This window comes from Pseudomonas sp. O39, from assembly GCF_045447295.1.
Lineage (GTDB): Bacteria > Pseudomonadota > Gammaproteobacteria > Pseudomonadales > Pseudomonadaceae > Aquipseudomonas > Aquipseudomonas antarctica_A.
Genome location: NZ_JBJGXV010000037.1, coordinates 1 through 13,068, shown reverse-complemented (window position 1 = coordinate 13,068; position 13,068 = coordinate 1). Strand labels below are relative to the sequence as shown.

Here is a 13,068-nt window from a genome sequence, read left to right as displayed (position 1 = left end):
CCGGTTCAGCGGGCTTTTTAACATCAGGCTTGGCTTACAGCGCCAGGTCAGACGCCGGCTTGCTCGGCTCAGCCGCAGGCTTGGCAGCCTCGGTGGCCTGGGTCGCCTTTGGTGCAGTCAACTGCGGAATCGCAGGCGGTGGGGTCAGTTGCAGGACGCCGGCCGTGTAGGCCCATTCCTTGGCAACAGCCTCAGGACTGTCGTTCAGCTTGGTGCCGTAGCTCGGTACGATCTGGTGCAGCTTTGCCTGCCACTCAGGGGTCGCCACCTTGTCCTTGAAGATCTTTTGCAGCACGGTCAGCATGATCGGAGCCGCGGTGGACGCGCCTGGCGATGCACCCAACAGGCCTGCAATGGAGTTGTCGGCGGAGCTGACCACTTCGGTGCCGAGTTTCAGGACGCCGCCCTGCTCTTCGTCACGCTTGATGATCTGCACGCGCTGACCGGCTTGCCACAGGCGCCAGTCTTCTTTCTTGGCGTTCGGGAAGTACTCTTTCAGGGCGTTGTAGCGGTCGTCATCCGACAGCATCAGTTGGCCAGCAAGGTACTCGACCAGTGGGTATTCACGCACACCGACGCGGGTCATTGGCCAGATGTTGTGGGTAGTGGTGCTGGTCAGCAGGTCCAGGTACGAGCCTTCTTTCAGGAACTTGGTCGAGAAGGTCGCGAATGGGCCAAACAGAATCACGCGCTTGCCATCCAGCACGCGGGTGTCCAGGTGCGGCACCGACATCGGTGGTGCGCCAACCGAAGCCTTACCGTAGGCCTTGGCCATGTGCTGCTCGGCGATGGCCGGGTTATCGGTCACCAGGAACGAACCGCCGACCGGGAAGGCAGCGTAGTCCTTGGCTTCAGGAATGCCCGACTTTTGCAGCAGGTGCAGTGCACCGCCGCCCGCGCCGATGAACACGAACTTGGCGTCGGTTTCGGTCTTGGTGCCGTCTTTCAGGTTTTTGTAGCTCACACGCCACGAACCGTCGGCGTTACGGGTGATGTCCTGCACTTCGCTCGACAGTTTCAGGTCGAACTTCGGCGTGGTTTGCAGGTGAGCAACGAACTGGCGGGTGATCTCGCCGAAGTTCACGTCGGTGCCGATCGGGGTCCAGGTGGCCGCGATTTTCTGGTTCGGGTCACGCCCTTCCATCATCAGCGGAACCCACTTGGCGATCTGCGCCGGGTCTTCGGAGTACTGCATACCGGCGAACAGCGGGCTCGCTTGCAGGGCTTCGTAGCGTTTTTTGAGGAACTTGATGTTGTCATCGCCCCACACGAAGCTCATGTGCGGTGTGGAGTTGATGAACGAACGCGGGTTCTTCAGCACGCCCTGCTGGACCTGCCAGGACCAGAATTGACGGGAGATTTGGAACGCTTCGTTGATCTCGACCGCTTTCGGGATCTCAACGTTGCCGTTCTTGTCTTCCGGGGTGTAGTTCAGCTCAGCCAGGGCCGAGTGACCGGTACCGGCGTTGTTCCAGCCGTTGGAGCTTTCTTCGGCCACACCATCAAGGCGCTCGACCATCTCCATCGACCAGTCCGGCTGCAGCTCATTGAGCCATACACCCAGGGTCGCACTCATGATGCCGCCGCCGATCAGCAGCACATCGACTTTCTTTGCCTCTTCCGCGTGCACGGAGGTGATCCCCATCGACAAAGCCAGCCCCAGCAGGGCAGTGTTTACTTTTTTAAACATCAGTAGCACCTATGATAAAACGCCATCCGCCCCACTGCCCCTGAGCATGGGCAACCCTCTATCACGCCGCGCCAGGCAGCGCACCGCGGGGGTTTGCACATTCACATAAGGACCGCAGGGTGGGCACACAAGGCCGACGTATCGACCTCACTTTTATGTCCCTTCTGCGCTGACTTCTTATCATTATTGGCTTCAGCTACCTGGGCAACAGCCAACCGCCGGGACGTATACGGGTGTACGCACCGGGGAAAGACTAGACCAAGACGGCGCGCAGAATATCACGCTGAACAGCGTTTATGCGTCGTTTGGCCAATTGACAGCACTAAAACAGGACTTTTCCCCGCCCCTGTCAAGCCGAGCGAGCGCGACGTGGGGTCACAGGGTAGCAATCGGGTGGAACTCTCGCGTTCAAGGCTGTTCTAGACACCTTCGCCGCTGCTTGCGTAGCATCGGCGGCGGTCCTTCGTGCACTTCACCCACACAGAGTTACCCATGACTATCCAGCAAACACCCGGGCACGTACTGCCCGCGCGCAGCGCCGCCAAAATGGAAGCTGCCATGGCCGTGGGCGCCTTCGCGATCGGCACCGGCGAATTCGCCATCATGGGCCTGATGCCCGACATCGCCCACAATTTGAATTTGAGTGAACCGCAAGTCGGCCACGCCATCAGCGCCTACGCGCTGGGCGTGATGGTCGGCGCCCCGCTGCTGGCCATCCTCGGCGCCAAGCTGCTGCGCAAACACATGCTGTTATTGCTGATGGGCCTGTACGCGCTGGGCAACCTCGCCACCGCCTTCACCCCGACCTTCGGCTCGCTGGTGGCCTTCCGCTTTATCAGCGGCCTGCCCCACGGCGCCTACTTCGGCATCGCCGCCGTCGTCGCCTCCAGCATGGTGCCCAACGACAAACGCGCCGGCGCCGTGGCCCGCGTGATGATGGGCCTGACCCTCGCCATGCTGCTCGGCAACCCCATCGCCACCTTCCTCGGCCAACACCTGGGCTGGCGCTCGGCATTCGCGCTGGTCAGCGCCATCGCCGTGTGCACCCTCTTCTTGGTCTGGCAATTCGTCCCCGACCGCCGCGACGAACCGCGCAGCGACCCACGCAAAGAACTGCGTGCCTTCACCAAACCGCAGGTGTGGATGGCGCTGTCGATTGGCGCAGTTGGGTTTGCCGGGATGTTCTGCGTGTTCAGCTACCTCGCCCCGACCATGCTCGAAGTGACCAAAGTCTCGCCACAATGGATTCCCTTCGGCCTCGCCGCCTTTGGCGTCGGCGGCATCATCGGCAACATTGCCGGCGGCAAGCTGTTCGACCGCATGCAGTTCCGCGCGGTGGGCTTGATCCTGGTGTGGTCGATAGCCGTGCTGCTGTTCTTCCCCTTCGCGGCATCGTCGCTATGGGGCGTGCTACTGAGCATGGGCCTGGTCGGCACCATGGTGGCGTTGGCCGCACCGCTGCAGATCCGCCTGATGGACATCGCCCACGAAGCCCCGAGCCTGGCGGCAGCGTCCAACCATGCGGCATTCAACCTGGCGAACGCGCTGGGGCCGTGGTTTGGCGGCATGGCGATTACGGCGGGTTACGGCTGGACCAGCACCGGCTACATCGGCGCCGCAACAGCGCTGGCCGGCCTGGGCATCTACCTCATCGCCCGCCGCATGAAGGGCGGCCACTAATCACACACACCTCCTCCCCCACCACAGAGCAAATGTGGGAGGGGGGCTTGCTCCCGATAGCAGTAGGTCAGTCACCACACAACTGACTGACCATCACTGCCTCAATCATCATGCAACAACCCCGACCCATACTCCCCATAACTACTCCCCAACCCACTGCCGCCAAAACTCATCTTGGCCGCCTTGCTCGGGCTATGGTCCCCAAACGCCTGGCATCCCCCCGAAAAACAAGGGTCACCACTCCCGCCCGGCGACCCCGTCGAACAAGCGCCCAACAGCAACGTGCCAGCAATCATCACGACTTTAACCAGGTTCGAGATCATGTTTTCAGTTCCCTATGGGCTGGAGGCGCGGGGGTCCTCTCTTGAAGAGGATCGTAGACCTCAAAGGCACTGGGGATTATGAAATTTAGCGGGGTGACAGCATGGGTTCAGGTTGCCGCCCTGGGGTAAGGCGGCGGGGTTTGGGGTCAGGCGGTGGCTGGGCTGGCGGCTGGGGCGACTTGCTCTTGGGCGCGGGCGACGAGCAGCGCGCTTAGGTCTATGAGTTGTTGAATGCCGAGGATGATGGCGCGGTGGGGTTCGTCGAGATCGAAGGCCAGGGTGGCGGCCATTTGGTTGGCTGAATCGAGGTTTTCGGCGGCGTTGGCTAGGAGGGTTTCGGTGTCGATGTTGGGGCTGACTAGGAATAGGTTATTGGTTGCGTGGTCGGAGGTGGCGGTGTCGTCAGATGGGGGCAGGTAATGATGAATAGCGCGCTGTGCTGCAGCTTGAAGCTTGGCATCAGCGGGTTCAGCATTTGAGGCATGAGGCGGATTCGGTGTGACCTTGTACATGGCGAAGCTCCTTTAGAATTCCAGGAACTACCAAACTCACTTCCACATGAGGGTGGCAGCTGTACGCAGGTGTGGAAGACCAGGGCTAAAGGACCCGGCGCACCGAAGTGCCCCGCGCACAGCCGCCATAAGCAATCATACAGACGTAAAAAAACGCCGGTAGGTGTTTATGGGCAATTGAGCGCCTTCAGCTTGGACGGACTTCCACATCCGGCCGCTGGATTGGCAGCGGCTGGAGGAGGTTAGCTAGGGGTGGTCTGAGGGGCAAGCTGAGAAAAGTGTGGGAAGTTTCTCAGTGGAGTTTAACCAGTTCCCGAGATCACTCCATACAATGTGAGTCGTCCCGAAGATGGATTGGACTGCATAAGCAAGTTTTCCGTGGCTTGCAGATCATGTCGTGTGTAATAGCTGTGCAATCGCACGCACACCATCGCTACATCTCTTCTCCACCTCCCATCCGGCTGGACTGATGCTGACTGGACAGACCGATCACTCGACTCCAGCAGTCCTGGCACTACCGACTGGCACTACCCATTCTTATACGGGCCGAGCATGCCCATGAGCCTGGCCATCATCGTGATATGAGATAAGCTGAGTACACCAAAATGCCGGAGGGCCAAGGACGTGTTAGAGAGAGAAATGGAAGAGAAACAGCCACTGATGGATGTGGCGACTCTGGATGACTTCGAGCATATCGATCCGTCCTCGATCTTGGCGCTCAGCAACTCCTTACACTTTCATACCCTGGAGCGTACTTTTCTGAAGGCTTCTCAGGAGGCGGAGGCTCGTGAGGATGGGGCAGCAGTTAGGGCCTACAAAGTTCTGGCCGTAATTTGCAGCTATCACTTTAACCCTGATAGACCGGATACGTTCACACCCCAGCTTATAATGGATGGGCAGCGAACCCTGATCCCTAGTGATTTTGTAGGTGAGCAGCAAGATGTTCTGGTGGATATAGTTGAAAAGTTTGACCACCCCTTGCTACGAGCCAGAATTGCGGACAGCTGCTGGTATATGAACAGAAAACTGCACGAGGTGGCGATGCTGGCCGCTGAGTCCTATCTAGTGGCAGTACAAGATTTTTTCGACAAGAAACTCCTCCATGAATATGAGTCCGACTTCAAAGTACCAGCAAAAATCACCAACCTGATTGAGAGAGCATTTTCAATATACGCCTCAACAGGCAAGAAAAATGAGATACCGCAGATAGCCAAGAATATATTATCTCTAGCTCACGAAACAGCAAAAGAGAACAGCAATTTAATCGCATTTTACGAATTATCGCTCATCCTACAAAGCTATCGCCTGACTGACTGGAGTGTAATAGCAAGCGAAGCTGAGTCCTTAGCATTAGCGAACAGCACTACACAATATGCCGAAGCAGTAAAAAAAATATGGGGACTTGCAGCCCAGGCTTATACCAATCTTGGTGATAAAGAGTCCGCGAAGCAATGCAAAGTTTCTGCAGTTGATCAAACCTTGCGAATGAGAGACAGCGTTAGTCAGTCGTCAGCAAAAGCGTATTGGACTAAATTAGCAATCGGCGAATACCGCTCCATCAAAGGAATGGCTGAAGAAATTGTAAAGCTGAAAGCTGAGCTACAGATTCTCGAAGAAGAGTCCTTAGATGACCTAGCCGAATTCAGCATGCCACTTGATCTCTCAGACATACGGAAGCTCACTCAGGAAAAGTTTGAGAGCCTTGAAGTTCACGAAATGCTATTCCGACTCGCGCTAATAGATAAACCGCCCCAAAAGGTAGCACTACATAAAAGCTGCCTATCCAGAAGAGACCGTTACTTCTTTTCTTCAATGGCAGGTAAAACTTTCGCTGATTCGCAAGGAAAGATCATTGCCAACTCTCCGTCAGCACCGTTGGGAGTTACTCCACCGGAGACCTGGTTCGATCATGAAAGCCTGGTAGATGTCAGCTTTAACTGTCATGTTGCCTCAGAAGGAAACATCAGGGCCGCATGCCAGGCCATGTGTCGCCATCAGCAAATAGACGAACGACATTTGATACCTGTAGTTTCACAAAGTGCTTTTGTCCCATATGGCCACGAGCTCGTATTTGCGCTAGGGTTTGCTCGCCTTATTCAAGGGGATATGGTCTCAGCTGCTCACTTACTTATTCCACAACTTGAGAACTCACTGCGTTTCATTTTAGCGAATGACGGATCAAACACAGCAAAGCTCAACATTGATCTGACACAGGAAGATCAATCTCTCAGCCAGCTATATTCCAACCAAAGAAAAGCTTTGGAGGCCAGGCTGGGCGTCGACATCACATACATGCTCCACCTTCTTTTCAACCTAAAAGGAGGCCCCATGCTAAGGCATGAAATGGCACATGGCAAACTGTCTGCAAGCGATTGCTACAACCCTTTATGTGTCTATGCATGCTGGTTGATGTATCACATTACTTGCCTACCACTGCTGAGTCGTTGGAGTTCGCATGTTGCCCCGGCAATCCTAGAACTCGAACATTGACAATGTATGAGGGATATCGGGGTCAGGATATCGGGGTCAGACCACGATATACGCTATCACGTCGCACCATCAGAGGGTTTCGCGCAGAGTTTCCTTAGGGTGATTCGCTTTTGAGGATGCTTGCTACCATCGCCCGAAATGCCCGTTGTTGGGTGATCGAAAAGCCCAGGGTAACGATGATCACACTCAGCCAGATCAAAAAGATCTTGAATGGATCGAACTCAAGAACCACGAGTGCCCAGGTCACCAGAGCGCCACCGATGCTACCCACCCCCCACCAGGCGATGAGTATGGGCTGCACCACCTTTTGAATGTCTCGATAGAGCAGCAACCGGGCGGCCCCCATTAGCAATAAAACCATTCCCGTCCAACCGAAAGCAGCCATCAACGGCAGCGACGAACCCTGGCGCTGATACAAAAAAGCCACCCATTCGTAGAACGGCCCCAATGCGCTCATCTGCTGGAACGTATCGCGGCTGGGCAACTGCCACTGGGCCCAGTGCGCTGGATCAATGACCTGCAGCGCAAGGCTGAACAACGCCACCAAGACGCCACACAAACCAAGGGCTCGCCACGCCGGGACAGCAATACGGTAGTTGTTCACATTGCGCAGCCGTTCTACGCCGAACACCGTATCGGTTTGCTCGCCCCGGGCAATCACGGTTTTGCCGTCACGCTGGATCGCGGTGCCAATCACGAGTACCTCCAGACCTTCGCTCAAGAGAACCTCGCCCTGCTGGCGGTGTCCCTCCCCCGCTATGTATCGATAGTCCTCCGGTTCTGGCACCTGGCCTGAGAACAGATCAATGCCCGCAGCCAAGATATCCACAGTGCCGTGGGCATCTTTAAGGGCAAAATTGCTGCATTGTACGTCGGTAAATACCGTCCTCCATTCGTCCTTGTCGACACTGTTGCGGTAACTTTCCTCGATTCGTATCGAGTACCCCGCACAGGGCAAGCCATTCACCGGGGATAATCGCGACTCCTTGAGCACCACGACGCCACAGACTTTTACCAGGCCTGGTGCCAGCGAGTACGAAGGGCTGAGGTGCAGGCGCTTGTCTGCATGGTAGAAGCCTTTGTTCATGGTGACGGCATCCCTGTCTACTTGTAGTGGCTTGCATTAGAAAACGGTCACCCGGTTGCAACTCCGGGTCCTGCGCCGACCGAATTTCTGGGGGCTATCGGGGGATATCGGGGTCAGACCACGATATACGGCACAATGATCTCCTTGAGATCCGCGACGTTATCCAAAGCGGGGAAATTTCTTACAGCATCAGGATTATTCCCAGGATCACCTTATCACTCCCGTGTCGCACCGATGATGGATTGGAACTACTAATCCTGTAGGCCATGTATTTATTGCTCTGCACAGCCGACCTGAGAGCTGCGTACCACTTTTGTACCAACACCACCTCCAAGCAGTGACGCCCTACCCATCACGACAGGCGGCAATCGGCCAAAAGAAGTCATTCGAATTGCTTTCCAAGCCCAACCAAAATTGAGATATTCCATGGATAGCGGAAACCTGAGCCGATGGTGATAGTCCACCGCTACCAAGCACATGGAGTGCGCACCTAACCCATAGACGGGCAATGCAATGCCAATGACCTACTTTCCGCTCCAAATTTGGAATAAACACTGGCGACTCGACGGCACCTTGGTTAGCTGCCGTTACTGTGGGTTTATCCAACACTTCGCCGACTCCACATCATTTAGGCATGAGCGAGGTTGTAAGGCACTCCGTATGCGTGCCGAGTACCCAATTCGAGAACTGGGCTCAATTATCGAGCGAAAAATTCAAGATAAAACGTTCTGACGCTAATATCCGATGAACAGTTGGCCCTGAAGCTTTCGCCGATCACAGCTCGACACTGAATCGAGTCAGGCCGATAGACTCGGCGAAGCGACCAACAGCCGTCAAACTCGCCCAGGTGCGCCACGGTTCACGCCGGGAGCGCACCGCAATCAAACGAGCAGTGGGCCCACCCAGGCGGATGGAAAGGGTCCATTTGCTGTTATCGTGGACCATCCTGCCCACCACCGCCTCCCGGACCGCGTGCTGGCTAACCAAGGCTATCAGGGTGTCCGACTGGATGGACACGCCGATCATAATTTCAACTCCTGGCGGCGCTTCGCGGCTGCTACCTCTATCGCGATATAGAGCGCTTTGAGGATGTCTGAAGTCAGAACACTTGCAGCCTCAACGCCTTCCAAAAAGCCTTCCAGACGTTCTTGGTGCAACGCCAGCGCGTGTATATCGTCACAACAAACCAAAGCTGCCAGAAGGTTGGCCAACCTTGTGCGGATCAGACTGACCCCGTTCGTCGAAAACACACTGCTCCCGTTAACAGGCCCGCTAGGGCCTCGCAAAATCATGCGCAAATCGCGCAATGGGAAATTTTCATGGCTCAGTTCACAGCCTTCACAATGGATCAGCGGAGTATCCGCATTACTGGGCAGTTGCGAGGCCAGGCAGTAGCTGCAACGGACTTCTTCGTCGCACATCAGCCAGCGGTCGTTCCAGAGCCCCAGAGCAAAATCTGCGGTCACGCTCTCATCCAAGGCTGACGCTATGTCTCGATCAATTGTCATCCATAACCTCACTCGGCGCTGGCCTGCGCCTCAATTGGTATCTTGTAATCCAGCTGACGAGGAAACACCTGATGAACGTAAATGAAGTCGCATCCATGGCGCGTCAGTAGCGATGTGTGCCTAAATCCAATGTAGTCGGTTCTGGCATACCACACCAGTGGGGTTTGGTTTCCGCCAGGGTACAAAAAAGCCCCCACACCTGGCGCAGGTGTGGGGGCTTTTTGAACATAAGCGGCGTTATTGGTAACGCATGTTTATCCGCACTCTGCGTTTGATCTGCCTGACAGTTATCATCCAGCCGAAGCCCGAATCAGATGAAAGGTCATTTGAAGTGTGAAGCCCACTGGAGTACTAAACTACGAAGCGGTCCACCAAGCGCTTCATAGCTACCGCTAAATTACTCATCTCGTTGCTAGCACTGGCCGTTTGGCTCGCTCCGGCTGCGCTTTGGATGGAGAGCTCACGGATGCTTACCAGATTGCGATCAACTTCTCGGGCCACGTGCGCCTGCTCCTCAGAAGCGGTAGCGATAAGCAGATTCCTCTCGTTAATAAGCACAATGGCACTTGCAATCTGATCGAGCGAAGCACTGGCTTCCTGTGCCACTACCAACGATTGCATAGCCTGTTCTTTACTCAAACCCATGGCTTCAACTGCGTGTCTTGAGTCAGATTGAATGGCAGAAATCATCTGCTCAATCTCTTGCGTGGATTGCTGAGTGCGATGCGCCAACGCCCTAACCTCATCGGCTACCACGGCGAAGCCACGGCCTTGTTCGCCAGCACGCGCAGCTTCGATTGCGGCATTTAGCGCAAGCAGGTTTGTCTGTTCCGCAATAGCGCGAATCACCTCGACAACCTTACTGATCTCTTGTGCCCGATCGGATAAAGCCACAACCTGATCACTGGTGCTGACCACACTGCCGGTAAGAGACTGAATGGACGTCAGCGTCTGCGCAACGCGATCCTTCCCTGTCTGTGTAAATTCCTGTGTGCGCTTCGACTCTTCAGATGCCGATTCAGCATTCCGCGCCACCTCATCAACAGCGGCACTCATTTCGGTCACCGCAGTGGCTGCCTGATTGACTTCATCGTTCTGCGAGACCATACCTTTGCTCGACTCCTCGGTAACGGCAGACATTTCCTCAGCGGCAGATGCCAACTGACTGGAGGAATCGGTGATTTGCACAATTGTGTCGCGCAAGTTCTCCTGCATCTGGGCCAGGGCTTTCAAAAGGCGTCCAGCTTCATCACTCCCGCTAACAACTACCGATTTGGAAAGATCGCTGCCGGCAATGCGCTCGGCTACCAGCAAAGCTTGACCAATTGGAGTTGTGATGCTTTTTATGAGTAATAACGACATGCCTACGGTGACCAGAACAGCGCCAGCAATAAGGCAAATAACCAGCCACAAGCCCGTCGAGTAAATATTGGACGCCGCTCGCCCTGCAGCTGCAGCACCTTCATCGTTGAAGGCAGCCAGAGCTCCAATTTCTTCCTGGAGCTGATTGGTAAGGGCCCTGATACCGGTATTAATGAGATCGATCGCTTTAGCGTTTTCGTGCCCGTTCATCAACGGATCTAAGATATCTAGTTGCTTAGAATATGCGTCTGCAACTTTTACTACTGACGTGTATAGCTCTCGTTCACGATCGCTCGCAATTAACGCCTGGTAATCTTTCAACGCCGCGGTCAATTTCGAGCGGTTTTTTTCAAAGGAAGAAAGCGTACTTTGACGAACTTCTGCATCTTCCGTGGTCACAGCTCTCAAGCTTTCAAGTCGGAGTGTCAGTACGTCAGAATTCATCAAGGCAGTCTGGCGAATGCTAGCCATCCAGTTGATTTCAACATCTCTCTCAACGTCTCGTAACTTTCCCATCTGCAGGACAGCGACCAATCCGAGCACAAGCATAAGTAAAATGATTGTTGCAAAAAATAACGATGCACGTGGTGCGACGTTCAGGTTCCTGAGATTCATTTATGCCGTCCTAGTCTCTGCGAAAATGGTCAAATGTATTGCTTAGGTATAGCCAAGTTTTCGGCCACTGCAGGATTTTCTGAATGGGGAAAAGCATTTTTTTGAGTAGAAAAAAAGTTGCGCACATTGATATCATTTAGCCACTACTTATAACGTCTCTACGCTCACCACGCCCCTCCAGGCTCATTCAACGACATGCCAAAGTACGCACTGACAGAAAAAATTCATCTAAAGGACTATTGATACTTGGCGTCGGCACCAGGGGAGTTACTTAGCAACCTAATATTTAGTTAGTCGTTCAACTGCCCTTTTGTGACGTCACTCATCCAACCTCTTTTTGAGGTGCTCAACAGCAGCAGTTTTCGCACCAAAGCAGTGCATCTGTCCCATGACGGTCCCATTGGGCTATTTTTTGGACGTCAAAAACCACAAACCCCCGATTTTCTCTAGAAAAATCAGGGGTTTGTGTTTACTAAATGTGGCGGTGAAGGAGAGATTCGAAACTACCCGCCAAGCCACTTTCATTATGATAGTGCCCGGTTTACAAGGGCTGCAGCCTAGTCGACCTCTTGAAAATCGGCCCAGATCTGTCCCATGGCTGTCCCATGGGTCTGCGGACCAGGTTGCTGCGAGAGGGCAAAAATACCATCCGAGCCGATTTATGTTGAGGCATGGGAAAAAGGTAATTTTGGTAATGCGTTATCAAATCACGACTAAAAGCTAATGAAATCAGGTAGTTGATACAATTTTATAGAGGTAACAATAAGGTAAGTTAATGGTTATAAAATTACCTTTAGTGGTAGTAATCCCCACCCGCTACCAAACCCCGTAAAATGGGGGCATGATCAAAATATTACCCTCACCCTTACCTTAAATTACCCTCTGAGGTAATGCGTGAAAGCCACGTTCTATAAGGCTTCCAGCCAGCTTCGATCGACCACTTACTAAAATTACCCTTTTCCCGCCCCACGTCTGAAAAATAGACATGCGCCAGCGGTTTTGGCGCTTTCGCCATACACTCTCGGTCAGCACGGACGGCACGGAATTGCTGGTGATGCTGTGCAATGCCTTAGAATGCCGGAAACCCTTACCAACTAGGCTCCACAGCTATCCAGCCGCGAGGGTCGGCAGTGGCTCGTTCGCCCGTGATATGAACGGTCACGGAAACGAAAACACCGCCTGCAGCAGGTTTTCACAACCATAGCTCCCGTAACCCGGGCACCTCACCAGCACGACCACCACCCTGCCCCCCCGTGACACTTATGCAAAGCCGCTGCACTCTTTTGCAAAGCCTTGCACTTTGTGCAGTTGCCAAACATCCCCCAAACCCCGCAGCGGGCCTAGGCGGAGATACCGTTTTCACCCACTCCGCGGTCGCACAAAAAAGGAACACAAAGCCCGTCGGCGGGAGGGGGATAAGTGCTTTTTCGGACAGTTTTTTTTGGCGCGGAGAATTTTCCTCTACAGACGTGACATCCCGTCGGATCTCTCGCACATGCTGCAGGGAGTGCACATATACTGTCTGTATATACAGTATATTGTGGAGCCATCGGCATGATTACCAACCCCAACCCCCCAGCAACAACAAAGGGCGCCTGGCTCGCGCTCCTGCAGGATCAGGCTGAGTTGTTGCGAAACCCCGCAACACATCACAAGGCTCTGATCCGGGAGGCCCATGTACTACACAGGGCGGGATCAATTGACCGCTATGAATTAAGCGATTTTCTGGAACAAGCGGATGGAGCATTGGCCTATGCCGTGGAAGCGCTCTTAGATGAGGCTTGCAGCGAATAGGGGGCCG

10 protein-coding genes are annotated in these 13,068 nt (G+C 54.5%); 3 read left to right on the top strand and 7 right to left on the bottom strand.

Annotated features, from left to right (window positions below; translation table 11 throughout):
* Positions 1 to 34 precede the first annotated feature (34 nt).
* Positions 35 to 1,690, bottom strand: coding sequence for a malate dehydrogenase (quinone) (mqo, locus tag ACI77D_RS28310; protein WP_221294240.1), 1,656 nt, complete (start codon positions 1,688 to 1,690; stop codon positions 35 to 37).
* A 492-nt stretch (positions 1,691 to 2,182) separates the two neighbouring features.
* Between mqo and ACI77D_RS28305 the strand changes: the two genes are divergently transcribed.
* Positions 2,183 to 3,370 (top strand): MFS transporter, encoded by a 1,188-nt coding sequence (locus tag ACI77D_RS28305; protein ID WP_064451453.1) that lies wholly within the window; start codon positions 2,183 to 2,185, stop codon positions 3,368 to 3,370.
* A 101-nt stretch (positions 3,371 to 3,471) separates the two neighbouring features.
* Here ACI77D_RS28305 and ACI77D_RS28300 read toward each other — a convergent pair whose 3' ends face one another.
* Positions 3,472 to 3,693 carry a hypothetical protein gene (locus ACI77D_RS28300; protein WP_407017977.1) on the bottom strand — a complete coding sequence of 74 codons (222 nt, stop codon included), beginning with the start codon at positions 3,691 to 3,693 and terminating at the stop codon, positions 3,472 to 3,474.
* 146 nt (positions 3,694 to 3,839) lie between these two features.
* Positions 3,840 to 4,205, bottom strand: coding sequence for a DUF6124 family protein (locus ACI77D_RS28295; RefSeq protein WP_407017976.1), 366 nt, complete (start codon positions 4,203 to 4,205; stop codon positions 3,840 to 3,842).
* 639 nt (positions 4,206 to 4,844) lie between these two features.
* Between ACI77D_RS28295 and ACI77D_RS28290 the strand changes: the two genes are divergently transcribed.
* Positions 4,845 to 6,695: a hypothetical protein gene (locus ACI77D_RS28290; protein ID WP_407017975.1), complete on the top strand. Its 1,851-nt coding sequence runs from the start codon at positions 4,845 to 4,847 to the stop codon at positions 6,693 to 6,695.
* Between the two features lie 94 nt (positions 6,696 to 6,789).
* On the opposite strand, the gene ACI77D_RS28285 is transcribed toward ACI77D_RS28290, so the two are convergent.
* From ACI77D_RS28285 to ACI77D_RS28270, 4 genes are all read right to left on the bottom strand, one after another.
* Positions 6,790 to 7,782 (bottom strand): hypothetical protein, encoded by a 993-nt coding sequence (locus tag ACI77D_RS28285; protein WP_407017974.1) that lies wholly within the window; start codon positions 7,780 to 7,782, stop codon positions 6,790 to 6,792.
* Between the two features lie 774 nt (positions 7,783 to 8,556).
* Complete coding sequence (locus tag ACI77D_RS28280; RefSeq protein WP_262667367.1) at positions 8,557 to 8,808, bottom strand: hypothetical protein; 252 nt, start codon at positions 8,806 to 8,808, stop codon at positions 8,557 to 8,559.
* On the bottom strand, positions 8,805 to 9,248 hold the full coding sequence (locus ACI77D_RS28275; protein WP_262667366.1) for a hypothetical protein: 444 nt from the start codon (positions 9,246 to 9,248) through the stop codon (positions 8,805 to 8,807). The genes ACI77D_RS28280 and ACI77D_RS28275 overlap by 4 nt, the downstream gene beginning before the upstream one ends.
* A 393-nt stretch (positions 9,249 to 9,641) precedes the next feature.
* On the bottom strand, positions 9,642 to 11,201 hold the full coding sequence (locus ACI77D_RS28270) for a methyl-accepting chemotaxis protein (protein WP_407017986.1): 1,560 nt from the start codon (positions 11,199 to 11,201) through the stop codon (positions 9,642 to 9,644).
* Positions 11,202 to 12,821: 1,620 nt separating this feature from the next.
* On the opposite strand from ACI77D_RS28270, the gene ACI77D_RS28265 reads away from it, so the two are divergent.
* Positions 12,822 to 13,061 (top strand): hypothetical protein, encoded by a 240-nt coding sequence (locus ACI77D_RS28265; RefSeq protein WP_407017973.1) that lies wholly within the window; start codon positions 12,822 to 12,824, stop codon positions 13,059 to 13,061.
* Positions 13,062 to 13,068 lie beyond the last annotated feature (7 nt).

Coding starts and splice junctions, on each gene's coding strand:
- ACI77D_RS28270 (WP_407017986.1), bottom strand. CDS start 11,201: ATGCTTGTGCTCGGATTGGTCGCTGTCCTGCAGATGGGAAAGTTACGA.
- ACI77D_RS28290 (WP_407017975.1), top strand. CDS start 4,845: ATGGAAGAGAAACAGCCACTGATGGATGTGGCGACTCTGGATGACTTC.
- mqo (WP_221294240.1), bottom strand. CDS start 1,690: ATGTTTAAAAAAGTAAACACTGCCCTGCTGGGGCTGGCTTTGTCGATG.
- ACI77D_RS28305 (WP_064451453.1), top strand. CDS start 2,183: ATGACTATCCAGCAAACACCCGGGCACGTACTGCCCGCGCGCAGCGCC.
- ACI77D_RS28300 (WP_407017977.1), bottom strand. CDS start 3,693: ATGATCTCGAACCTGGTTAAAGTCGTGATGATTGCTGGCACGTTGCTG.
- ACI77D_RS28285 (WP_407017974.1), bottom strand. CDS start 7,782: ATGAACAAAGGCTTCTACCATGCAGACAAGCGCCTGCACCTCAGCCCT.
- ACI77D_RS28280 (WP_262667367.1), bottom strand. CDS start 8,808: ATGATCGGCGTGTCCATCCAGTCGGACACCCTGATAGCCTTGGTTAGC.
- ACI77D_RS28295 (WP_407017976.1), bottom strand. CDS start 4,205: ATGTACAAGGTCACACCGAATCCGCCTCATGCCTCAAATGCTGAACCC.
- ACI77D_RS28265 (WP_407017973.1), top strand. CDS start 12,822: ATGATTACCAACCCCAACCCCCCAGCAACAACAAAGGGCGCCTGGCTC.